Annotated in this window: 24 protein-coding genes and 1 tRNA gene; 12 read left to right on the top strand and 13 right to left on the bottom strand. The window is 58.8% G+C overall.

From position 1 onward, the window contains the following. Window positions 1-78: 78 nt before the first annotated feature. From ACR0CU_RS16790 to ACR0CU_RS16800, 3 genes are all read left to right on the top strand, one after another. Complete coding sequence (locus ACR0CU_RS16790; RefSeq protein ID WP_093963390.1) at window positions 79-390, top strand: ETC complex I subunit; 312 nt, start codon at window positions 79-81, stop codon at window positions 388-390. Continuing rightward, a complete protein-coding gene (locus ACR0CU_RS16795; protein WP_170448378.1) occupies window positions 391-867 on the top strand; it encodes a GNAT family N-acetyltransferase in 477 nt (158 codons plus the stop codon). It abuts the gene before it with no gap. Between the two features lie 21 nt (window positions 868-888). Next, a tRNA-Arg gene (locus tag ACR0CU_RS16800) sits at window positions 889-965 on the top strand. 393 nt (window positions 966-1,358) lie between these two features. Here ACR0CU_RS16800 and ACR0CU_RS16805 read toward each other — a convergent pair. The 4 genes from ACR0CU_RS16805 to ACR0CU_RS16820 all read right to left on the bottom strand — a co-directional run bounded on the left by ACR0CU_RS16805 (window position 1,359) and on the right by ACR0CU_RS16820 (window position 4,266). Beyond that, a complete protein-coding gene (locus tag ACR0CU_RS16805) occupies window positions 1,359-1,733 on the bottom strand; it encodes a YidH family protein (protein WP_170365270.1) in 375 nt (124 codons plus the stop codon). A gap of 124 nt (window positions 1,734-1,857) precedes the next feature. Continuing rightward, window positions 1,858-2,358 carry a Dps family protein gene (locus tag ACR0CU_RS16810; RefSeq protein ID WP_170360286.1) on the bottom strand — a complete coding sequence of 167 codons (501 nt, stop codon included), beginning with the start codon at window positions 2,356-2,358 and terminating at the stop codon, window positions 1,858-1,860. Between the two features lie 69 nt (window positions 2,359-2,427). Beyond that, entirely contained in the window at window positions 2,428-4,053 is a 1,626-nt protein-coding gene (locus ACR0CU_RS16815) for an acetolactate synthase large subunit (RefSeq protein WP_170448376.1), read from the bottom strand. A gap of 51 nt (window positions 4,054-4,104) precedes the next feature. Next, a complete protein-coding gene (locus ACR0CU_RS16820) occupies window positions 4,105-4,266 on the bottom strand; it encodes a DUF1328 domain-containing protein (protein ID WP_170448374.1) in 162 nt (53 codons plus the stop codon). 123 nt (window positions 4,267-4,389) lie between these two features. Here ACR0CU_RS16820 and ACR0CU_RS16825 point away from each other — a divergent pair, with 123 nt between their 5' ends. Next, window positions 4,390-4,674 (top strand): DUF883 family protein, encoded by a 285-nt coding sequence (locus tag ACR0CU_RS16825; protein ID WP_170365267.1) that lies wholly within the window; start codon window positions 4,390-4,392, stop codon window positions 4,672-4,674. A gap of 166 nt (window positions 4,675-4,840) precedes the next feature. Here ACR0CU_RS16825 and ACR0CU_RS16830 read toward each other — a convergent pair whose 3' ends face one another. Then, the gene (locus tag ACR0CU_RS16830; protein ID WP_170448372.1) at window positions 4,841-5,695 is read right to left on the bottom strand and encodes a formate/nitrite transporter family protein; all 855 of its coding nucleotides are present in this window, start codon (window positions 5,693-5,695) and stop codon (window positions 4,841-4,843) included. Window positions 5,696-5,882: 187 nt separating this feature from the next. Between ACR0CU_RS16830 and ACR0CU_RS16835 the strand changes: the two genes are divergently transcribed. Beyond that, window positions 5,883-6,074, top strand: coding sequence for a PLD nuclease N-terminal domain-containing protein (locus tag ACR0CU_RS16835; RefSeq protein WP_093961670.1), 192 nt, complete (start codon window positions 5,883-5,885; stop codon window positions 6,072-6,074). Window positions 6,075-6,169: 95 nt separating this feature from the next. On the opposite strand, the gene ACR0CU_RS16840 is transcribed toward ACR0CU_RS16835, so the two are convergent. Beyond that, entirely contained in the window at window positions 6,170-6,568 is a 399-nt protein-coding gene (locus tag ACR0CU_RS16840; RefSeq protein ID WP_480643478.1) for a hypothetical protein, read from the bottom strand. Between the two features lie 63 nt (window positions 6,569-6,631). Between ACR0CU_RS16840 and ACR0CU_RS16845 the strand changes: the two genes are divergently transcribed. Then, window positions 6,632-7,381 carry a Crp/Fnr family transcriptional regulator gene (locus ACR0CU_RS16845; protein WP_480643480.1) on the top strand — a complete coding sequence of 250 codons (750 nt, stop codon included), beginning with the start codon at window positions 6,632-6,634 and terminating at the stop codon, window positions 7,379-7,381. A gap of 86 nt (window positions 7,382-7,467) precedes the next feature. Here ACR0CU_RS16845 and ACR0CU_RS16850 read toward each other — a convergent pair whose 3' ends face one another. The 3 genes from ACR0CU_RS16850 to ACR0CU_RS16860 form a co-directional block, all read right to left on the bottom strand. Continuing rightward, window positions 7,468-8,037, bottom strand: coding sequence for a PRC-barrel domain-containing protein (locus ACR0CU_RS16850; protein WP_480643482.1), 570 nt, complete (start codon window positions 8,035-8,037; stop codon window positions 7,468-7,470). 154 nt (window positions 8,038-8,191) lie between these two features. After that, the gene (locus ACR0CU_RS16855; RefSeq protein ID WP_480643484.1) at window positions 8,192-8,812 is read right to left on the bottom strand and encodes a PRC-barrel domain-containing protein; all 621 of its coding nucleotides are present in this window, start codon (window positions 8,810-8,812) and stop codon (window positions 8,192-8,194) included. Between the two features lie 92 nt (window positions 8,813-8,904). Continuing rightward, entirely contained in the window at window positions 8,905-9,102 is a 198-nt protein-coding gene (locus tag ACR0CU_RS16860; RefSeq protein ID WP_170448364.1) for a CsbD family protein, read from the bottom strand. 211 nt (window positions 9,103-9,313) lie between these two features. Between ACR0CU_RS16860 and ACR0CU_RS16865 the strand changes: the two genes are divergently transcribed. The 4 genes from ACR0CU_RS16865 to ACR0CU_RS16880 are packed head-to-tail and all read left to right on the top strand — an operon-like array spanning window position 9,314 to window position 11,979. Beyond that, the gene (locus ACR0CU_RS16865) at window positions 9,314-9,823 is read left to right on the top strand and encodes a hypothetical protein (RefSeq protein WP_170448363.1); all 510 of its coding nucleotides are present in this window, start codon (window positions 9,314-9,316) and stop codon (window positions 9,821-9,823) included. Further along, window positions 9,816-10,214 (top strand): phage holin family protein, encoded by a 399-nt coding sequence (locus tag ACR0CU_RS16870; RefSeq protein WP_170448360.1) that lies wholly within the window; start codon window positions 9,816-9,818, stop codon window positions 10,212-10,214. Before ACR0CU_RS16865 ends, ACR0CU_RS16870 begins: the two co-directional genes overlap by 8 nt. Then, on the top strand, window positions 10,207-10,968 hold the full coding sequence (locus ACR0CU_RS16875) for a DUF883 family protein (protein ID WP_170448358.1): 762 nt from the start codon (window positions 10,207-10,209) through the stop codon (window positions 10,966-10,968). The genes ACR0CU_RS16870 and ACR0CU_RS16875 overlap by 8 nt, the downstream gene beginning before the upstream one ends. Window positions 10,969-10,977: 9 nt before the next feature. Beyond that, entirely contained in the window at window positions 10,978-11,979 is a 1,002-nt protein-coding gene (locus ACR0CU_RS16880) for an AI-2E family transporter (protein WP_170448356.1), read from the top strand. On the opposite strand, the gene ACR0CU_RS16885 is transcribed toward ACR0CU_RS16880, so the two are convergent. Genes ACR0CU_RS16885 through ACR0CU_RS16900 form a run of 4 tightly spaced genes read right to left on the bottom strand, consistent with a single transcriptional unit; the run spans window position 11,976 to window position 15,979 of the window. Next, window positions 11,976-13,472, bottom strand: coding sequence for a phospholipase D family protein (locus tag ACR0CU_RS16885; RefSeq protein ID WP_170448354.1), 1,497 nt, complete (start codon window positions 13,470-13,472; stop codon window positions 11,976-11,978). The genes ACR0CU_RS16880 and ACR0CU_RS16885 overlap by 4 nt on opposite strands. Next, window positions 13,450-15,210: a sensor histidine kinase gene (locus ACR0CU_RS16890; protein ID WP_170448352.1), complete on the bottom strand. Its 1,761-nt coding sequence runs from the start codon at window positions 15,208-15,210 to the stop codon at window positions 13,450-13,452. The genes ACR0CU_RS16885 and ACR0CU_RS16890 overlap by 23 nt, the downstream gene beginning before the upstream one ends. A gap of 6 nt (window positions 15,211-15,216) precedes the next feature. Continuing rightward, window positions 15,217-15,762: an RNA polymerase sigma factor gene (locus tag ACR0CU_RS16895; RefSeq protein WP_170448350.1), complete on the bottom strand. Its 546-nt coding sequence runs from the start codon at window positions 15,760-15,762 to the stop codon at window positions 15,217-15,219. Continuing rightward, window positions 15,755-15,979 carry a NepR family anti-sigma factor gene (locus tag ACR0CU_RS16900; RefSeq protein WP_254437621.1) on the bottom strand — a complete coding sequence of 75 codons (225 nt, stop codon included), beginning with the start codon at window positions 15,977-15,979 and terminating at the stop codon, window positions 15,755-15,757. The genes ACR0CU_RS16895 and ACR0CU_RS16900 overlap by 8 nt, the downstream gene beginning before the upstream one ends. Before the next feature lie 57 nt (window positions 15,980-16,036). Here ACR0CU_RS16900 and ACR0CU_RS16905 point away from each other — a divergent pair, with 57 nt between their 5' ends. Together ACR0CU_RS16905 and ACR0CU_RS16910 are read left to right on the top strand one after the other, a co-directional pair. Continuing rightward, window positions 16,037-16,852, top strand: a complete 816-nt coding sequence (locus ACR0CU_RS16905; RefSeq protein ID WP_170448349.1) for a response regulator — start codon at window positions 16,037-16,039, stop codon at window positions 16,850-16,852. Between the two features lie 58 nt (window positions 16,853-16,910). Beyond that, complete coding sequence (locus ACR0CU_RS16910) at window positions 16,911-17,846, top strand: mechanosensitive ion channel family protein (protein ID WP_170448345.1); 936 nt, start codon at window positions 16,911-16,913, stop codon at window positions 17,844-17,846. Window positions 17,847-17,875: the final 29 nt, after the last annotated feature.

Consider the following 17,875-nt stretch of genomic DNA (forward strand, 5'->3'; position numbering starts at 1 on the left):
CTGCGGCATTTGCAATCTTGTCCCCGCCCGCACTCTGACGCATAAACGGTCGCGACCAATCGAGTATGGAGAGGCGACATGCGCGCACGGATTTACCAGCCTGCAAGAAATGCGATGACGTCGGGTATGGCCAAGACCCGCAAATGGGTTTTGGAATTCGCGCCGGCGTCGGCGCGCGAGGTTGATCCGCTGATGGGCTGGACGTCGTCCTCGGACACGCAATCCCAGGTTCGCCTGAAGTTCGACACCAAGGAAGAAGCGTTGGACTATGCCAAGGATCATGGCATCGAAGTTTTGGTCAGCGAGCCGCACAAGCGCAAACCCAACCTGCGCCAGCGCGGGTATGGCGAGAATTTTGCAACAGACCGCCGCGGTCCCTGGACCCACTGAATGATTGACATCCGCGAGGCGGATCCGACTTCGGCCGCGCTGCGGCCGGTGGTCGAGGCGCATTTCGCGCACAGCGAAACCGCGGGACCCGCCGAAAGCAATCACACAATGGATGCCGAGGCGCTCTCTGGGCCGGATATTCGGTTCTGGGCCTTGTTCGACGACGACGAGCCTGTGGGGTGCGGCGCATTGAAGGCTTTGCCGGACGGGACGGCCGAGGTGAAGTCGGTCCATATCCTGGCCAAAGCACGTGGGCGCGGGTTGGCGCGGACGATGATGAACCACCTAGCCGAATGCGCCCGCGCCGACGGAATCTCTGCTCTGGTTCTGGAAACCGGCGCTGCCCATCTGGCCGAGTACGACGCCGCACGCAAACTCTATGAAGCGTTGGGATACAGCTATTGCGGTCCGATCTTTGGGTATCACGACGATCCCAACAGCGCGTTCATGCGCTTGGCTCTTGAACCCCGGCTCTAAACCGATCAAGAAGGGCCCAGCGGTCCCGTAGCTCAACTGGATAGAGCAGCTGACTTCTAATCAGCAGGTTGAGGGTTCGAGTCCTTCCGGGATCGCCAGTTACTGATCCAAGTGACGTTCGAGATCCAAAGTCGGTTTTTGCGACAAAAAAGCGGTTTTTTGGAACTGCGCTCGAACCTGCTTTGCCTTTAGCGCTGATCTTTCAACGGCTTATTCGCGATGCGGCGGTTCATTCAATCTGACCGGGTCCGATAGCACAGCCGCAAGCCGTTGCCTGATCATCTGGACCGGTATGTCGAAGTTTTGTCCCCAGGCGGGGACTGCACCCGCTGCGGCGGCAAAGCAAGCCGAAACCCTGATCGTGCAATGGCGTCTCCACTACACTACCGTCAGGCCACACAGCGCATTGGCTAACGTCCGCCTGCACCAGAAAGCATCGCCCGATGGACCGAAGGCCCGCGATGATCTTAAAATCGAACGGGCCACCTCAATTAGACAAGCCACAACACGAGACAACATGCGATTGATCCGAGGGACAGGCTCCCAACAACCAATTGCAAGTGGAAGCGAGATGCCGGTTGGGCGCTGTGCGCTTCCAATCGGGAATATACGCGGCGGGCGTTCATCCAGGCTCCCCAATAGATCAGCAGCGAGATCAACACAAAAAGAGTGGCTGCGGCTTTTGCCAGCCACTCGGGCTCGACGGCGGAAAATACGGCCTTGAGGCCAAGGGCGATGGCCACGCAGGCCATTCCGGTTCTCATCCAACCCGCAAACGTGCGCTCATTTGCCAAAATGGTGCGGTCTTCGGCCCAGTCGGTCCGCTCCTCGGCCAAGTTTTGGCTTTTCGTGTTTTTTTTAGACATTGCCGCCCTTTGGACTGGTCACCAGATCAGAATGTGCAGGCTTGCCGGTTTTTCGGCAAGCCTGCACAAGACTTTAAACGCGCGCCGTCGGGTCGCAAAACGACACACGCGCCCGCTCACCGCGTCAGCTTGATTTCGAGATCGCCCGCAGCATCCAAGCTGCCTGCTCATGAAATGCCGAACGTTCGGTCGCCAGATCTTCGGTCACGACGTCTTTGCGGCTTCCTGCAAGCTCGGTCAGGGCGTGCAGGCGGTGCGCCACCCGCTCGTGATCGGCGGCCAGATCTTCGATCATGTCGGCGGCGGACAGGTCCCCTTCGCGATCCTTGATGGCCGAGAAATCGAGGATGTCGGACATGCGCGAGGGTGCCAGATGACCCAGCGCGCGGATGCGTTCCGCGATCTCATCAGCGGCGGCGAACATGTTTTCGTACTGTTCTTCGGTCAGCTTGTGAATCGAATAGAACAGCGGGCCTTCCACGTTCCAGTGATACGCATGTGTCTTGAAGGTCAGCCGGTAGGTATCGGCCAGAACATCAGCCAGACCCTTGGCCAAGGGCGCGGTGTCGCGCACGCCAGTGGAAACGGGGTTTTCGTTCGGGACAACGTTCAATGCGTCGGTCATGACAACTCCTTTTTTCTACTGGGGAAGAAACGCCCAAAGGCGGATTTGGTTCCACTTTCGGCGGAAAAATCAGGTGACGGTGGGCATCCCGCCATCAGCCGAATAGTCGACGGACACCCGCAGCAAAGTCGGAACGGCGACGTCAGCGGCCGCCTGCAGCGCAGGAGCAAGTTTGCCGTGACTTTCGATATCGTGGTAGACCCAGCCAAAGGATCGGGCCAGCGACTCCCAATCGGGGTTGCCGAAGTAAAACTCGCGCGCACCAGGCTGTTTTTCGTCGATCAGACCATAGCCGTTGTCTTCCCAGATCAGAACGGTAACGGGCACGCACAACCGGGCCGCCGTCTCCATCTCCTGAACGTTCATCAGGAAGTCCCCATCACCGCAAACGGCGATCACCCGACCCTCGTCCAACAGACGGGCAGCCTCGATCGCTCCGGGCAGCGCAAGGCCCATACCGGCCAGGCCGTTCGGAATGATGATTTGCCCCGCCCGGCGCGCTTGAACCTTGCTGGCGACCCAAAGTTTGTGCAGGCCCACGCCAGACAACAGAACGTCGCTTTCGCGAAGCGTTTCGGAAATCGCCTGACAAATGTCCGACGGCGCGACGCAGGCGGCATCGGTAGCTGTTGATCCACCTTCCAGCGAGGCGTCAATCCTCCGCTGAAGATCTTTGAACCAGCTTTGCGGGGGACGTTCGGCGGTGGCCTTGGCCAGAACGTCGATGCAGTGAGGAAGGTCGCCTGTCAAAGCGGCCTTTACCGGCCAGTCCACATCAACAGTCGAGGCCACATCCGAGATCTCGAGAACCGGCTTCTTACCGCCCATCGAAATATTCGAGGGGGGATATTCGACCGGGTCAAACCCGATGGCAATGATCAGGTCGCACAGGTCGAAGGCTTCTGATGCCAATTCTTTGCCCGGCTGACCGACCGAATGCAGCGAGAGCGGGTGCCCCGGAGGCAGAACGCCTTTGGCCATGAATGTCGTGACGACCGGGGCAGACAGGCTTTCCGCAAGTGCCCGAACGTCGCTTGCGGTGCCGGATCGGATGACCCCGTGCCCTGCAAGGATCAAGGGCTTTTTCGCCTCGGCCAGTAGGCGCGCAGAACGGATGACCGCATCGGCCGCCGGTCGCACCTCGGCTGGCGGCGGCGCCACAAAAGGTTCGGCCAGAATCGGGACCTCGGCCAGATCTTCGGGCAGGGAAAGATGGACGGCTCCGGGTTTGTCGAGCTTGCTCAATCGCACGGCCTCGGCAACGACTTGGGGGATTTCATCCGCAACCATCAGCGTTCGGCTCAGCTTGGTTACTGGCGCGAAGAGTGCTTCGAGATCAATGATCTGATGGCTTTCGCGGCCCAGCCTGGACCGCGCACCCTGTCCCGTGAGGGCGATCAGCGGCACATGGTCAAGCGTGGCATCAGCCACACCGGTGACAAGATTGGTCGCTCCAGGTCCAAGTGTCGAGAGGCATACCGCCGGGTTCCCCGTCAATCGACCGTGAACCGATGCCATGAACGCCGCCGACTGCTCGTGCCGGCACAGGACGAAGTCGATGCTCGACTTGTCGATTGCGGCGATCAGATCGGTTGTTTCCTCACCCGGAACACCGAATGCACAGGTCACGCCGTTGGCTTCCAGGCAGGCAATCAGCAATTCGGCGGCGGTTTGGGTACGGACGGCATCTTTCATAGGGGTTTGAACCTCAGGGTACTGTTTCAGGGTGTGCGGATGCGCCGGGGTTTACCCACGGATCAGTCGCAAGATCAGCGAACCGATGAACAGGACCAGAAAGATCACGAAAAGGATCTGCGCGATACCGGCCGAAGCCGACGCGACGCCGCCAAACCCGAAGATGCCAGCAACGATAGCAAGTGCGAAAAAGATCAGCGCCCAGGACAACATGGGATTTCCTTTCATTTTTGTGACTACTGACGGGTCAACGCTTGGAACCCCAGATTGGTTCCGGATCATTTTGGTGGAACCTTTGGCGACCGCCCGCGTTGGGTCGATGAAAGGAGATCTGACATGACACAAAAAACGGCGAAGAAGGCCCCTCAGGACACTCCGCATGTCGAGATGGCGGCGCGGATCGACGAAGTGGCCAAGGAGGCCAAATCAGCGTTGGAAGATGGCGTAACCGCAACGCGTGACACGTTGAAGACGGCGCGAGACGAGGCGCAAAAACAGCTGACACAGACATCCGAGAAAAGTGTCGCATTCGTGCGTGAGAACCCGGGTCTGGCAATGGTCGGAGCGTTGGGCGTGGGTGTCCTGCTGGGCCTCGCGCTGCGCAAGGCGGACCGCAGTTAGAACACGCGGTACACTGCGACCGATATGGGCATCGAATACGTATTGCCGGCCATGCTCGGCTTGGGTTTGGCCGGTCTACTGATCTGGTTTTTCATCAGGAATCGCTGACAGCGCTATTCGTCACTGCCACGCCAACCAACCCGCCATCCCAAAGACCCAAAGCGCCTCAGCCGCGCTTTGGGTCTTCTTCTATTTCGGGTTTGATCTGGGCGTAGGCCAGCATCGTGAAGACAGCGGTTCCTCCGATGATGTTGCCGGCCAGTACGGGCAGGAAAAAACTGAAAACGGCTGCGCCTACTGGCAACTGCCCCTGAAGCATCAGAACCGCCATTTCCACCGAACCGGCAACGACGTGGGTAAAGTCACTGGCCGCAATCATCCAAGTGAAGATCACGATGACCAGGACCTCGTTGTTCTGTGCCGAAGGCAGCATCCAAACGATCGCCGCAATCAGGATCCCCGCCGGTATTCCGCGCAGAAAGCCAACCCAGGCGCCCATGCCGGTGGCGTGGTGGCTCAGGTCGTTGATGACCGAGACGAGTTCGAGTGACAACACCGGCGTATGGATCAGGAAGGCGGATATCGCAAACGCCCCCAGCACATTGGCACCCAGTACGATTGCCCAAAGCCTCGCGGTTTTGGTGAAGCAGGCAACGGACGGATTTATCATGGCTGGAACGACAGTCGTAATCGTGTTTTCGGTGAACAGCTGCATCCGCCCCAAAATGACCAGGACAAAGCCGAGGGAATAGCCCAGGTTCTCGATCAGAAAGCGCCCGCTGGTTTCGGGCAGATGTGCTCGCAAGATCGCTTCGCCGAGCACCGAAAAGCTGATCAGCACGCCTGCGGCAATCCCGGACCAGAACAACGCTTTGGTCGGGCGGTCCAGTTCCTCCTCGCCGTTTTGGCGGATGGTCTCGAATATCAGGCGCGGAGACAGGCCGGACGCTTCTTCGACCGCTTCGCGCTCACTTTCTTTCTCGACAAGATCTTTTCGCGGCGCTTTGATTTTATCGGACATTTTGACCCCATGTATCGACCTTCAAACCCAACGTTCTGCCGGTCGTTTTGGTTCCGTCAGGTACAAAGTTCCTCAAACCTTCTGAAAGAACTGGGAACACGCCCAGATCTTTGTAGGGAACTTTCAGCCACCTATCGCGTTGTGTCCTTGTAGGAACAACGACACGTAATTCGAAAGGAACTTCGGTATGGTGGAAGTATATGGCATCGGCGGTCTGATCGTCCTGGTTTTATCGATCTGGGCCATAATCTCGATCATCGGTTCGTCTGCGACGACCGGTGCGAAAATTCTGTGGGTCCTTTTCGTTCTGTTGCTTCCGGTCATCGGATTCATCTGCTGGCTGATCTTTGGCCCGAAGGCCGCGCGCAGCGCGATCTGATCAGTTCGGAAATTGTCAGTACAAAATCAAAGCGCGGCATCGGCCGCGCTTTTTTGGTTGAAGGATCTTGGGGGCACAATGCGCCCTGCGCCGACTCACCCAGGATCTGAACCGATCTTCAAGCCGTTCCCACTAAAATCAATGGCTGCGATCGTACGGGCAAGATCTGCGGCCGTGAAAGGCCGTATCAGAGCCGCGCATTCAAATTGCGCTTGCACCTCGGGGGACGGGTCCAACAGCAACAGTGCACTGCCGCGTTCAACCAACAGACGCGCGACGGCGTTAAATGACGTCTCACTTCTGCGATAGCTCAGAACGCTCAGGGCCGGGGCGAATTTGCGATCCTGCCAGAAATGCCCGCCCGCGTGCAGCTCGCGGATATGGACAATGCGATCGGGCGAAACTCCGGGGATGGCGTCACTGATGTCCGCTGCTTCGATAAAGTTTTCCGTAACAATCAAAACATCTGCTACGCTGCGCGAAGAGGCTTCCATAAATACCATCCTGAAATCTGTTCGATGCCACCGTATGGCAATCCCGCAGCGCCGCAATAAACTATGACACAGCAACGAAAAATTTCTCTGATCGCATGTGCGGACTGTCCGCTGAGGCAGATGGATGTCTTCCTGCCGTTCTCGGAAGAAGACCTGCGGTTCATGCAGGGGTTCAAAACCGGCGAGATGCAGGCCGAACCCGGAACGCAACTGTTCATCGAGGGCGCGAAATCCGCGCATCTGTTCACGGTTCTGAGCGGGATGGGCGTTCGTTACAAAACGTTGGAAAACGGTCGTAGGCAGGTCATCGGTTTTGTGCTTCCCGGCGATCTGGTCGGGTTGCAAGCTGGGGTCATGGGCGAGATGCGGCACTCCGTCGAAGCGACAACCGCGATGCGGCTGTGCGTGTTCAATCGCTCGCGGCTGTTCGAGTTGTATCAAAACCAGCCCGATCGGGCCTTTGACCTGACATTTCTGGCAGCCGTCGAAGAGCATTTCCTGGGCGACGCCCTGACTACCGTCGGCCAGCGCGGCGCGATCGAGAAGATCGCGTGGAGCCTGCACCGCTTCTACACAAGGTCGCAGGCCGTCGGATTGGCCAAAGGCTTGCGGTGTCCGCTGCCCTACCGGCAGCAGGATCTTGCGGATGCGTTGGGCTTGTCGCTGGTTCACACGAACAAGACCCTGCGCCGGCTGAAGGATCTCGGTCTGGCCGAGTGGTCCAACAATGTGCTGCAGATCAACGATCTTGAGGGTCTGGCCGAGCTTGGCTTGGTCGAAATCACCGAGGCCGTTCCACGACCGCTGATCTGATCGCGGCGGATGGACAGAAATTGAAAACCGCCGACCGAAAAATCGGCCGGCGGCTTGATCACATGCTTTGCGACTGAAGACCCGGTTTACGACCCTTCGTAGGCCGGCAGGTCCTTCAGCAGCTCCTTGTCGGCGTGAACGAAGGCATAGGTGGTGTCACCATCGACTTCACGCATCAGCGACACACGCGAGAAATCGATCAGAACATCCTTTTCCCCCAAGCCGAGGAACCCGCCGACACCGATCACGGCCCCATCGACCGATCCGTCCATGTCGACGACGACCTCTTCGATCTCGCCGATCCACTCTTGCGAGACGTCATAGACGCGCATGCCGGTCAGGTCTTCGGCCGGGATGGTGCCTTGGGCAACGGGGACATAACCTTCGATGTCGATGGTGGTTGGATCGACCGCATCGGCCATCTGCCCTGCTTTTTCGCTGATGTACTCACCGGTTGCTTCGGCTGCCTGGTCGACGTCTTCCGCCGTGTTCTGCGCAGCGTTCTTGATGTCCTGCGCGGTATTCGACAGCGCATCACCGGCTGCCTCGGCTGCCTCTTCCAGGTTCTTGCCGACTTCTTCGACATTCGAGCTTTCTGCATAGGCCGATGCCGACATCACCAGAACGATCGAAGTTGTGGTCAGAAAACGTTTCATAGCTCACTCCTTTGGTCTGTTCTGACCGCATTTCCCGCGGTCTTGTTGAACAAACGAATGACGCCGCAACTTGTTCCCAGAAAAATGCAAAAATATCTGTTTTGAAAAGAAAAAACCGCGCATCTGCGCGGTTTGACAAGCCGTGTCCAGATACTCAGAGCGGGTGCAGCGGATCGGAAGATCTAGACAGAACCATGTAGTGTTCGTCGTCGGGAATATTGCGTAACTCGGCGAATGGAAAACTCAGGATATCTGGTCGCCCGTCGATCAAGAGAAACCGCAGAGCCTTGGTGTCAGGGTCGAACTCAATATCCTTGAAACTGCCCAACTCACCAGTCGAGTCAAACACTGGGTTGCCCTGCAACTTCGTAAACCATCGGAAGTTGCTACCGGGTGGCGTGGGTTGGGGGCGTTGGCGGAGGGCGTCATTCAGGACCGCCCCCACCACAACCGGTGCAATCGCGTTGCCGAACGGCCCTATGACCAGGGGCGGCAGGCCTTCGATGTCCACTGAAAGGGGATCTTCATCTTCTCTGCGCTGGCGCAAATGATCCAATTGCTGTTGGGATAACGCGCACTCTATCTCGCTTGCGCCAAGATCGAGCGTATCGGCCGTGAACGCCACCGGGTCACTCCCCCCGGTCACGCTCAGATTGACCAAGACGTACTCCAACTCGGTCTGCCCAGCGCGGATGGCGATATCGGAAACACGACCAATTGCGTGGTCGGTTCCAGCTGAGACAACGGGCGTGTTGATGAGGTTAGACAGTTTCATAGTCTCGATGATTGCCTTTGGTGTCTATCCTGGGAGTGTGCGGCGCCATTGGTTCGACGCCACCCCACGCGATGTGCGCATCCACCTTTGGGCTACATGTCCTTCATCAGGCGATCCACGATTTCCCGAACGTCCTCTTTCGAGTCTCCGTATTTCTTTTGGATGATGCCTTCCAGTTGCTCGCGATCGCCGCGCGCTTGTTCGAGTTCATCATCAGTCAAATCGCCGAAACGCTCGATCAGCTTGCCTTTGAATTCGGTCCAGCGTCCAAGAATTTGGTCCCAGTTCATGATAATTTCCTTTCGATTGCTTCGTCGCTGTCAGTGAAACGCGCCAAACGCGAGCTGGTTCCGGGCGGCGGTGTTTTTCTGCAACTGACAACGTGCAAGGGCGATCTGACGGTATCCGAACTGGGTCCACCGTGGCGTTCGAACTGGTCTTGGGAACAATCTCGCTAGCCATGCGTTGGGGGCTTGAGACCTCAACACAGGAGATCGAACCATGCCACGTCGAACCGAGACCACGGAGAAAGCAAAAGCCCATGCCCAGGATCTGGCCGGCAAGGTCAAGGACACCGTGACCGCCGAGGCCTCGGCCCGGGCCGAAGCCCTGAAAGACAGCGCAGCGCAGGAGGCTGAGAGTGCCGCTCATGCAGCTGACGCAGCTGCCGATGCATTTCCCGACCAATCTGTGCAGCATCAGGTCCTGTCGAGGATTGCCGACAACATGGAGGCAGTGGCTGGGCAAGTGCGCGCTGCCGATTTGGCCAGTATGAGCCGAAAGGTATCTGATTTCGCCCGGGAAAACCCGCTGTTGTTCGTCGGATCGGCTGCCTTGGCTGGGTTTGCCGCAGCCCGTTTTCTGAGCGCGCGTAACACGGGCGCCGCTCAATCCGCATCTTTTGGCGCAGATCCTTGGGACATTGATCCCTCGCCGCTGCATGGGACCTCGGTCGATACGTCGGGTCACACCAGCGCGCTGGCGCGGATGAATGGTGGCCGCGATGCATAACCCCAACGATCTGCGATCGGCACCGGGGCTTTTGGCAAACGCGCTCAAACATCTGTCGGGTTTGCTTCAGGCTGAGGCGAAGCTAGCCAAGGAGGAGTTGTCCCGAAACTTGACGCGAGCGGGCGTAGGGCTGGCCTGCCTTGGCATTGCTCTGATCCTGTTGATGATCGCGCTGAACCTCATGGCCACAGCCCTGGTCGCGTATATCGCCGCCAATGGATTGTCGGTGGGTATGGCCTCGTTGCTTGTTGGCGCGGGCTTGGCACTGGCTGCTACGTGCCTGGCGCTTTTTGGCCGGTCCCGCATGTCCGCCACCGCGCTGGTTCCCGAGCAAGCCATGAAAAACCTGCAGCGCGACATCGAAGCGATGAAGGAGTCGACCCATGTCTGACCTGACACCCTTTGAAACGCAGATCGCATATGAACGCAGCGCCCTTGCGCGCTCGCTGAATGCTCTGTCGGATACGCTGGCGCCACAGCGCCTGGCCGACGAGGCGAAATCGACACTCGAAGCCTATGGCGGGCAGATCGGTGCGCAACTCTGGTCCGCGGCTCGAAAAAACCCGGCCGCATTTGCTCTGTTCGGTGCAGGGGCAGCCCTTTTGGTTGCGGGCCCCGGGTCCGGCGCAAAAAGCCCCCAATCCCCGCCCCAGGCCGTACCCCCGCAACAGGCCTTCGACGGGTTTGATCGGCGTGTCGCCGACGCCGACAGCCGCATGAAACAGGAGATGACCGGAATGACTGAACACAGCCAATCTGCCAGTGCGCTGTCCGCCGCCTTGGACCGTGGTCTGGACAGACTCTCACCCCAGGCCCGTGCCCGTGTGATCGAGGCGCGCAAGGCCGCAATCGGTGCGCAGCAAGCGGTCGAGAAGCGTGCGCGGAAGGCGGCGAAGGCCTCGCAAACCTTCGTTCATGATCAGCCGCTGGCGGCCGGAGCATTAGCGCTGGGCGTAGGTATTCTGGCTGGCGCTCTGCTGCCCAACACTCGCAAAGAGGACGAGTTGCTGGGCCATCGGCGCGATCAGCTGATGCGACAGGCCCAAAGGGTTTTGAACGCAGAACTGGACAAACTGCATGCCGCGGCCAACGCACGGCTGGATGAGGCCGCTGATCGGGCCTCTGACGCTTTGCGCAGTCAGTGAAGCGCACCCATGCCAACTGCTTTCATCTCTCCATCGGCCCTGCGTGCGATGCTGGCGATCCTGACCGGGATTGCCATCATCACCGCTTTGTACCTGGCCCGGTCGATCGTTGCGCCGATCACCTTCGCTTTGGTTTTGGGGGTCGTGGTTGCCCCGCTTGCGGACAAGCTTGAGAAGGTCGGTTGCCCGCGTGTGATATCCGCCTCGGCACTGCTGTTCGTGACCAGCACCGTCATCGTCGCGGCATTCCTTCTGCTTGAACCACTGCTGTCCACGCTGGTCGAACAGTTGCCTGCCATCAAACGCGAGTTGCGCTCTTGGGTCGCCGCGATGTCCGAGTTCATTCGGGGTATCGAAACGCTTGGACGCGAGATCGAAGAAACCGTCGGCGCCGATGGGGCAGCGGAAACGGAGTCCGCCCTTCCGTCAGTGATGGATGCCTTGTGGCTGGCGCCCAATTTCGGATCAAAGATCCTGATTTTCATCGGCACGCTGTTCTTTTTCGTTTTGACCCGACCCGAGCTCTATGCCGCAGCCGGCCCGTTGACGGAGCGGCTGTATCTGGCCGACCGCGCGGTCTATCGCTATTTCGCTGCCGTGACGTTGGTCAATATCGGCCTCGGAACGGTAACGGCCGTGGCCTTGGGACTGATCGGCATCAATGACGCCGTGATCTGGGGGGTGGCCGCCGGCCTTCTGAATTTTGTGCTGTATCTCGGCCCGCTGATGATCCTGACCGGCCTTCTGATCGCCGGCTTAACCCAGTTCGGCGGAGCCGCGGCCCTGTTGCCCCCCCTGATTTTCCTGGCCATCAATCTGTCCGAGGCACAATTCGTAACACCCGCCTTCGTCGGCCAACGTCTGCAGGTGAACCCGCTGGTCGTATTCATCGCCATCATCTTTGGGCTTTGGCTGTGGGGACCGGTCGGCGCCATCGTCGCGCTGCCGATCCTGCTGTGGTTCGGCGTATTGATGAACCCCAAGGTCATGAGCCCGGTCGCGACCACCTAGACGATGTTTTCAGTTACCCCTGGCAGCGGTTGCCGCATGTCGCGCGCAACGTCGGCGTCATGCGGGACCAAGAAGCCGCTGCGCGCTTCGGGGCGCCGCACGCCGTTGGCCTGAACCTCTCGCCGCCACCACGCAAACATGGCATCGGGCTCGTTCTGTTTGCGCAGATCATCCGAGAACCACCAATGGTCCACCAGTGCCTGCCGCATAACCGCGACCCGCTGCCGATCTGTGATCCGAAGGGCGACTTCTGTGTCCCACCGCAAAGACCGTCCGTTCAGGTTGGCGGACCCGACCAAGGCATGGCTGTCATCCACCACCAGAACTTTGTTGTGAACGTGAATGATCGGAGAGCCGCTCAGAACTTCAGCGCTGGCATCGGCCCCACTGGTCGAATTCGGTTGGACCGGGGTCGACACCGAAACCCGGTTTTGGAACCCCTGCTGGATGATTTCCAGACATTTGGCCTGCAGGTCCAACCCGTATTGCGCGTCCAGTCCGTCATGCCCGCCAAAGGCCACTTCCTCGGGCAAGGCTGGCAGAACAAGCACCAGTTTCAGATCCTGCTTGGCTTGGCCTGCTTCAGCCAGAGCCTCGGCCAGCCGGGTTGATCTGAAATACTGGGTCTCGATGTGCAGAAGTTGCCGCGCGGCTTGAAAGGCGGCGATGTGCTCATCCTCGATCTCATGCGCGATGGTCTTTGGCGACAGCCGCCAGAACGCAAACCGGCGCGGGCTTGACAGGGTGCGGCGCAGGTGGGTCGCCTGTGGGTCCGGTTTTCCGGTTGCGATTTCCTGTTCGAACCGGTCGATATGGCGCGCGGCCTCGGCGGCCTCGGGTCCGCGGACCAGCAATTGAACGTCTGACCAGGTGTTCTTGGCCAGACGATCGTGATCCGGCGTGTCAAAGCGCCTTTCGTTCAAGTCCAATCCGCCGAGGTAGCAGACCTCATTGTCGATCACGGCGACTTTCTGATGGTGCGACACGGTGTGAAGCCGGGGCAGCGTGTCCGACCCCAGCCGCACCGCCTGCCGTTCGCGTCGTTCGCGGGACAGTTCCTGCATCCGCTGCGCCTTTTTTCGCAAAACCGCGGGTAACAGCGTGGCCCAAGGCAATGCGCCGGCCTGCGCGGGATGCATGGACACGCGAACGCTCAAGCGCGCGGCCAGTTCTAGGCCAAGGATTTCCCCAAGCGCAACTGCCTGCCGTTTGGTGCGCCAGCTCAGTTCGTGTAACTCGGTCGCAAAGATCGGATCGAAATCGCTGATGACCAAATGAAACGAGACACCCTTGCGGATGACATGCTCGATCAGGTCAAACCAGGTATCGCCGATCCGGCGCGCCTCATCGCTGCGCAGCCGTGTCATGAAATCGAATATCCGAAAACTTGCCTTGATCTGGTGCCGGGCCTCCAGAACCGCTTTTTCCAAGGCGGGCCAGGCTTGCTCGGCCGTGATCAGGACTTCAAAGTCATTCTGCTGCGGCACGGGCATCACCGCCTCTCTCATCCGCAATGGTCTGTGGTTCGCTATCCCCTTCTACTTCGGCGATTTCGAACGTCACCTCATACACATAATGCGATGATGTCTCGGTTATGGTTTCCGAACCGTCCAATTGGCGAAGGAAGGCCTGCATCAGCCGTTGACCGATCCCGCCGCTGTGGAACAGATCCGCACCGTCGTCTGTCTGTCCGCGCGTGTTGGAGATTTTCAGATGCAGGGTGCTCTCCTCGGGTCGGGTCAATTCCACCGAAATTTTAGGCGGTCCGTCCTGCGGCACGCCTACGTATTTGACCGCGTTCGTCAGCGCCTCGGCCACCAGCATCGACAGCGTGACGGCCTGATCCTGCCCCAGTTCGACCGGCGCGATCCGGCAGTCGACCTCGACCACCTGACCCAGAATTGGCGGTCGATGCGCCAGTTCGGCCACCAAATGCGTGATCAGAGCCTCGGTGTTGATTGTCGTCATCTGCGAGTTCTGGTTCAGGGTCTGGTGCACCATGGCCAGGCCGCGAACCCGACGCTGCAACTGTTCCAGCAAGCGCCGGGCCTCGGGGGTTTCGGCCTTGCGCAAATGCATGTTCATGATCGAAGCGATCAGTTGCAGGTTGTTTTTGACGCGATGGTGCACCTCGCGCAACAACAGCGTTTTTTCGACAAGATCCCGTTCGTGCTGCGCCTCAGCCTCGCGGATCAACAAGACCATGCGGTTGAATGCAGTCTGGATTTGCTGGAACTCCTGCGGTGCGCCTGCAAGGCTTTCAATCGGGTCGCGCTCGCCTAACGCAAAGCGACGCACGGCGGAACGCAAGCTGTCGAGATGCCGGATCACCAATCGATGCAGGCCCCACAGGGCAACTCCCAGTCCGGTCACCCACATCAGGATGGGAAAAGCAATGGTCAGGGCTGTACTGCCTGCACCAACAGAGGCCAGCGCCGCCTCGCGCGGCCAACTGCCGATCACGGCAACTTCGCCCGGAATGATGGTGGCTACTGCAAAAACCCGATCCTCGCCGCCGACCGTCTTGGCGGCAAAGGTCTTGCCGGAACTGGATAGAACCAGCAGGTTTTCCTGCGCGGGCGGCAGGAATTTCTGGACCGCGTCCAGGCCGACATTTGACGACAGCACTTCTCCGGTCGCGTCGAACAGGGCGATGACAACGTCGCTCCCGATGTTCCCAACATCCAAGGGTGTCCGTGCCAGCGCATGAGGTATCGAGATGGAAACGAACCCCACAAGTTCGGTCCTGTTCAGGACCGGCTGGGTCACGATGATCACCGACTGCCCGGTCGCCGCGCCGGCACGATTGACAGAAAACGTAAGTTGCGGATTTTCAGAGATCTGCCCGAAACCGGGCGCGTCCGACAAATCGATGGTCCTTTCGACGGTCGAGCAGGCCATGATCCCGTTTGGCTGGATGAATCCGGCAAATACGAACTCGGGCTGGCGTTCAACAAACCGGCGCATGAGGCCCGAGCACGCAGCATTGTCCAGACCTCCCTCTGCAAGCGCGGCGGTCAGACCCGAACTTGCACCAACAGCTTTTTGCAGAAGCTCCCGTTCCCGGCTGGCCGCCTCAATCGTACGCGCCAGCACAGAGGCCCGCGATCTTTCGTCGGCCTCGGTAATAACAGCGCGTGTCTGCAATACCGCAATCAGCCCCAAAGGCAGAAGTGCCAGAGTGACCAGCGCGGCAAGATAAACGGTCAGGCTGCGCGGCTTCGCATCCATCGATCGTCAGGCCGCCGGTTGCGTCTGAACGATTGCCGCCGTTACCGCATCGGTCAATTCGATGGGTTCGTCATCTTCCAAATCCATCAGTTCGGCCAGTTGCGCGCGGGCCCGGTTCACCCGGCTTTTTATCGTTCCAAGGGCGACGCCGCACATCTCGGCCGCTTCCTCATAGGAAAACCCTTGTGCACCGACCAGCACCAACGCTTCGCGCTGCTCATCCGTCAACTTATCAAAAGCAACCGCAAAATCCTTCAAGGCCAAACGTCCGTCATGGTCGGGTTTCTGCGACAGGCTCTCGGCCATGACACCATCGACATCCTCGACCTCGCGCTTGCGCTTGCGGTGCAGGGAAAAATAGGTGTTCCGGACGATGGTGAACAACCAGGCCCGCATGTTGGTGCCTTCCTGGAACGAGTCGATATTGCTCCATGCCTTGATCAATGCGTCCTGGACGATGTCATCGGCCGTTGCGCCGTTTCGGCACAGGCTGATCGCAAAGGCACGCATCGCACCAATATGTTCAACAAGCTCTTCTCGCGGATCAACCATCCGAGCCTCCCGTGTCACCGCTTTTGGAAACACTGGTCTGATTGCGCAGTTTTTCAAGAAGATCGACGAACCGGTCCGGAACCGGTTCGCTTGCAACCTCATCGAAAGCCCGCTTGAGGTTTTCGTCGATCCGCTTTTCTATTTCTGGCCGATGTTCTCGGCTGGGCTGTGGTTTTGTCATGGCATCATCAAAAATTTTTACTTTTGCTGGAACCATAACGCCCCAGTAAGCGTTTGGTTCCCGAGTTTAGAGAAAAAAATGAGGAAAACATAGATGACTGAGCTGACCGGAGTTTCCGTCGCAGATCAAATTGGCCCGCTCTTGCCGTTTCTGCGCCGTTATGCCCGTGCCCTCACCGGCTCACAGGACAGTGGCGACGCGTACGCCGCTGCATCGCTTGAGGCGATCCTTGCAGATCCCGCCCAGTTCGATGCCGATCTCACGCCGCGGGTCGCGTTGTTTCGTGTTTTTCACGGTATCTGGTCAACGTCGGGAATGCCCGTTGACGCCGATGGCGGCAGTTTCGACATTCAATCGCGCGCCCACGCCCAGTTGGCACGACTGACGCCGAACACGCGCGAGGCTTTGCTGCTGCGCACGGTCGAAGAGTTCTCGGTCAGCGATATCGCCGCGATCATGCAGACAGAACCCGCCGAGGCTCAGAAACTGATCGATATCGCCTACGAGGAAATGGCCCGCCACACTTCTGGCCGCATTTTGATCATCGAAGACGAAGCAATCATCGCGATGGATCTTGAAACGATGGTGACCGACCTGGGCCACCGGGTCACTGGGGTCGGACGCACCGAGACGGCCGCCATTGACCTGGCCGAGCGCGAGCCGTTCGACCTGATCCTGTCCGATATTCAACTGGCGGACAAATCAAGCGGAATCGATGCGGTGAACCGCATCATTGCCCAGCACGGCGATTGCCCCGTCATTTTCATTACCGCATTCCCCGAGCGCCTTCTGACGGGCAAAGGGCCCGAACCGGCATTTTTGATTTCCAAACCCTACACCGAAGAACAGGTCAAATCGGCCGTCAGCCAGGCCATGTTCTTTGCCTCTAGCGCCGTGATCGAGGTCTGACGCGGCAGGGCCGCGTTGCAAGACACCCAAACTCAGGCGATGAAATTCGAGGAACACCATGGAAAACGAGATTGCACAGACCGCAGAGACCGTGACGAACACCGTTTGGGCCGAACTGTCGCAAGTTCTGAATACCGAGCTGTATGACGGGAAATCGCTGAGCGACCTGCTGACGCTCGAGGCTCTTCTTGGCCTCGTCGCGAACACGATCGCCGCGCTGATCCTTTTGGTTCTTGGGCTTGTGATTTCAAGATATGTCAGCCGGAAGATCCGGGGCGTCGGTGAAAACTCGGAACGTCTGGACGACACGCTTTTCAACTTTCTTGGCAATCTGGCGCGCTATACGATCCTGGCGTTTACGGGGCTGTTCATTCTGAACACGTTCGGGGTGCAGACGACGTCGATCATCGCGCTGATCGGTGCTGCGGGTTTGGCCATTGGTCTTGCCCTGCAAGGCACATTGTCCAACGTCGCAGCCGGCGTGATGATCATCCTGTTCCGGCCGCTCAAGATCGGCGATTTCGTCGACGTGAACGGCGTGCTCGGAACCGTAAAAGATATCACCCTGAACTACACCGAAATTGCGGATATGGGGAACGTGAAGGTTATCGTTCCCAACGCCGAGGTGTGGGGAAACACCATCAAGAACTATTCCGTCTACGATGCCCGTCGTGCCGAGTGGACGTTTGGCGTTGGATACGGCGTCAACCTGGCGGAGGCCGAGCGTGTCATTCGCGATACGATCATGTCGGACGCCCGTTCGCAGGCAGATCCCGAACCGTTCATCCAGGTGAACAATCTTGGTAGCAGCAGCGTCGATTTTCTTGTCCGCGTTTGGTGCAAGTCTTCGGACTACTTCCAGTACCAGGCAGACATGAAGCGCAAAGTCAAAGAGGCACTGGACGAAGCCGATATCAATATTCCGTTTCCGACCCGCACGCTGTTGATCGAGGACGTCGAAACACGGCAAGAGAAGGCGATCGCGGCAGAGTAACCTTGACTGTTGATCTTAGGAGGTCTGAA

It is taken from the genome of Ruegeria sp. BC2 (assembly GCF_056539245.1).

What these genes read in the sequence shown, in the direction of transcription:
- ACR0CU_RS16870 (WP_170448360.1), top strand. Translation starts at nt 9,816, where the DNA reads ATGCATAACCCCAACGATCTGCGATCGGCACCGGGGCTTTTGGCAAAC.
- ACR0CU_RS16875 (WP_170448358.1), top strand. Translation starts at nt 10,207, where the DNA reads ATGTCTGACCTGACACCCTTTGAAACGCAGATCGCATATGAACGCAGC.
- ACR0CU_RS16890 (WP_170448352.1), bottom strand. Translation starts at nt 15,210, where the DNA reads ATGGATGCGAAGCCGCGCAGCCTGACCGTTTATCTTGCCGCGCTGGTC.
- ACR0CU_RS16790 (WP_093963390.1), top strand. Translation starts at nt 79, where the DNA reads ATGCGCGCACGGATTTACCAGCCTGCAAGAAATGCGATGACGTCGGGT.
- ACR0CU_RS16905 (WP_170448349.1), top strand. Translation starts at nt 16,037, where the DNA reads ATGACTGAGCTGACCGGAGTTTCCGTCGCAGATCAAATTGGCCCGCTC.
- ACR0CU_RS16825 (WP_170365267.1), top strand. Translation starts at nt 4,390, where the DNA reads ATGACACAAAAAACGGCGAAGAAGGCCCCTCAGGACACTCCGCATGTC.
- ACR0CU_RS16855 (WP_480643484.1), bottom strand. Translation starts at nt 8,812, where the DNA reads ATGAAACTGTCTAACCTCATCAACACGCCCGTTGTCTCAGCTGGAACC.
- ACR0CU_RS16805 (WP_170365270.1), bottom strand. Translation starts at nt 1,733, where the DNA reads ATGTCTAAAAAAAACACGAAAAGCCAAAACTTGGCCGAGGAGCGGACC.
- ACR0CU_RS16840 (WP_480643478.1), bottom strand. Translation starts at nt 6,568, where the DNA reads ATGGAAGCCTCTTCGCGCAGCGTAGCAGATGTTTTGATTGTTACGGAA.
- ACR0CU_RS16815 (WP_170448376.1), bottom strand. Translation starts at nt 4,053, where the DNA reads ATGAAAGATGCCGTCCGTACCCAAACCGCCGCCGAATTGCTGATTGCC.
- ACR0CU_RS16810 (WP_170360286.1), bottom strand. Translation starts at nt 2,358, where the DNA reads ATGACCGACGCATTGAACGTTGTCCCGAACGAAAACCCCGTTTCCACT.
- ACR0CU_RS16845 (WP_480643480.1), top strand. Translation starts at nt 6,632, where the DNA reads ATGACACAGCAACGAAAAATTTCTCTGATCGCATGTGCGGACTGTCCG.
- ACR0CU_RS16835 (WP_093961670.1), top strand. Translation starts at nt 5,883, where the DNA reads ATGGTGGAAGTATATGGCATCGGCGGTCTGATCGTCCTGGTTTTATCG.
- ACR0CU_RS16880 (WP_170448356.1), top strand. Translation starts at nt 10,978, where the DNA reads ATGCCAACTGCTTTCATCTCTCCATCGGCCCTGCGTGCGATGCTGGCG.
- ACR0CU_RS16900 (WP_254437621.1), bottom strand. Translation starts at nt 15,979, where the DNA reads ATGGTTCCAGCAAAAGTAAAAATTTTTGATGATGCCATGACAAAACCA.
- ACR0CU_RS16795 (WP_170448378.1), top strand. Translation starts at nt 391, where the DNA reads ATGATTGACATCCGCGAGGCGGATCCGACTTCGGCCGCGCTGCGGCCG.
- ACR0CU_RS16820 (WP_170448374.1), bottom strand. Translation starts at nt 4,266, where the DNA reads ATGTTGTCCTGGGCGCTGATCTTTTTCGCACTTGCTATCGTTGCTGGC.
- ACR0CU_RS16850 (WP_480643482.1), bottom strand. Translation starts at nt 8,037, where the DNA reads ATGAAACGTTTTCTGACCACAACTTCGATCGTTCTGGTGATGTCGGCA.
- ACR0CU_RS16830 (WP_170448372.1), bottom strand. Translation starts at nt 5,695, where the DNA reads ATGTCCGATAAAATCAAAGCGCCGCGAAAAGATCTTGTCGAGAAAGAA.
- ACR0CU_RS16865 (WP_170448363.1), top strand. Translation starts at nt 9,314, where the DNA reads ATGCCACGTCGAACCGAGACCACGGAGAAAGCAAAAGCCCATGCCCAG.
- ACR0CU_RS16910 (WP_170448345.1), top strand. Translation starts at nt 16,911, where the DNA reads ATGGAAAACGAGATTGCACAGACCGCAGAGACCGTGACGAACACCGTT.
- ACR0CU_RS16860 (WP_170448364.1), bottom strand. Translation starts at nt 9,102, where the DNA reads ATGAACTGGGACCAAATTCTTGGACGCTGGACCGAATTCAAAGGCAAG.
- ACR0CU_RS16885 (WP_170448354.1), bottom strand. Translation starts at nt 13,472, where the DNA reads ATGCCCGTGCCGCAGCAGAATGACTTTGAAGTCCTGATCACGGCCGAG.
- ACR0CU_RS16895 (WP_170448350.1), bottom strand. Translation starts at nt 15,762, where the DNA reads ATGGTTGATCCGCGAGAAGAGCTTGTTGAACATATTGGTGCGATGCGT.